This window comes from Motilimonas sp. 1_MG-2023, assembly GCF_030547455.1.
Taxonomy (GTDB): domain Bacteria; phylum Pseudomonadota; class Gammaproteobacteria; order Enterobacterales; family CBDFNC01; genus Motilimonas.
In genome coordinates, this window is sequence record NZ_JAUOPX010000097.1 from 1 (window position 1) to 1655 (window position 1655).

Sequence of the window (1655 nt, forward strand, 5' to 3'; positions counted from 1 at the left end):
ATCCTTCAAGCACGATTTTTAGATCAGTCGATTTGGATCACATATAAATTTCAAGAGGGGGCTGGTGAAAGGTTACAGGTTACCGGCCACATCATATTGATATTGGCGCTGCTGTTTGATGGTAGCACTGGCACCCATTTGTAGCCGTTGTTGCAGCTGTGCATGTTGGGTTAAGCGGCCTTGCTCATCGTATTGGTACTCACTGGTGAGGGCACCTTGGCTACGTTTGACCTCTTGGCCATGACGAAATAGGTGTTGGGTAAGTACTTCACCGTTAAGGTTAATGCCAGCCAGTTGGCCTTGTTGAAATTCATAGTCAACCTGCTGGCCATCCGGTAATTGCCAGCGTTTAACGCGACCAAGGGGGTTGTAGTCTTAATACTGGCTCGATTATTGCTCCCTCAACTTGCTTAACAAGCAAGATTGAAGTCGCAGACCGTTTAACTGCTGCTTAAATGTAATTGGCGTTAGTTATGCAAAGTTATTTACAAACTCGCTTCTTCCATGAATTTAGCTCGTCATTTAGACAAAAAGAAAGCTGCTTTATTTCTTGGTTTGCAATTGTTCCAAAACCAGGTGATTTATTTTTTACGGCTTCTGCTGCATCAATGAAAATGTAATCCTCATTATTCCTTAACTCTTCTCTTACTTCTGCTGGCATTAATATCCATTTGCCACTTTTTTGTCTATCTAAGTTCCAGTCTATATATTTTGATGATCTCAGTAATATATTTGATAAGATTTTAATAATGTCTTTTTCTTCTGTTTTGTTTTTAAAGATCCATGTTATTACAGGTGGCATATCTGGATCGTAGCCAATAGGGTTTTTAGTTGGGAAAAATGAGTGCCATTTTATAAGTTGAAAAGACTGTAGCGTTTCAATGAATTTGATAGGGCCAATGTCTTCAGTTTTGTTATCTGAATTGTTATTTACCACTTATGCTTCCTTTTGATATGAGGCCTGAGTCTGGGTTATATACTCTATAGCTAATTCCTTGTGGATTCATCTTGCTAAGTAATTTCAAGTAATCTCCAATCGGAATTCCATTATTATGCAGAGCACCATCGTAGATGTACTTACCATCACTGTATACCGCATGGTAACTTTCATTAACACCTGTAATAGTACCCGCTTTGGTTTTTTGTGGATAATTTAAATTTGTATTGTCATTAAAAGGAGGAGAGAATCTTGGTTTTTGGTTTTCATTCGGACTAGTTGGCCAACTTGCTTCCTTAGAGCGGAAAATGGCTACCTTCCCAAGCCCTCCGCTCGTTTGATATAGTTCATCAGCTATTTCTGAGCAATCAACACCATCTCTTAGCTTTTCTCTCGAACCTTGCATTGCATCAACTACTTTTGGATCGCTTGGATATTTTACGTTTGTGGTGCGAAACGTCTCGTTCTCCCCACAACAATCCCCATCCCCTTTTCTCACCGCCAACCCCAACGGATCTATCCATCCAGTTGGATTCGGCACATATTGGTAGTTGTTTAAGCCACCGGCTAAGCCTATGGGATCTAGCGTTAAAAACGCGGCAGTGTTGGGGTTGTAGTAACGGTGGCGGTTGTAGTGTAGACCGGTTTCTGCATCATAATATTGCCCTTGAAATCTAAGAGGGCTGTGCACTTGTTCGATTTCTTGTTTGAGTACGTT

General features: G+C 40.7%; 2 protein-coding genes. Both read right to left on the reverse strand.

Translation table 11 applies throughout. The features are described 5' to 3' along the window. Positions 1–481: 481 nt before the first annotated feature. A complete protein-coding gene (locus tag Q4519_RS21550) occupies positions 482–937 on the reverse strand; it encodes a hypothetical protein (RefSeq protein ID WP_303515965.1) in 456 nt (151 codons plus the stop codon). Then, positions 927–1655: RHS repeat-associated core domain-containing protein (locus Q4519_RS21555; RefSeq protein ID WP_303515967.1), on the reverse strand; the 729-nt coding region annotated here is incomplete at its 5' end. The genes Q4519_RS21555 and Q4519_RS21550, both read right to left, overlap by 11 nt.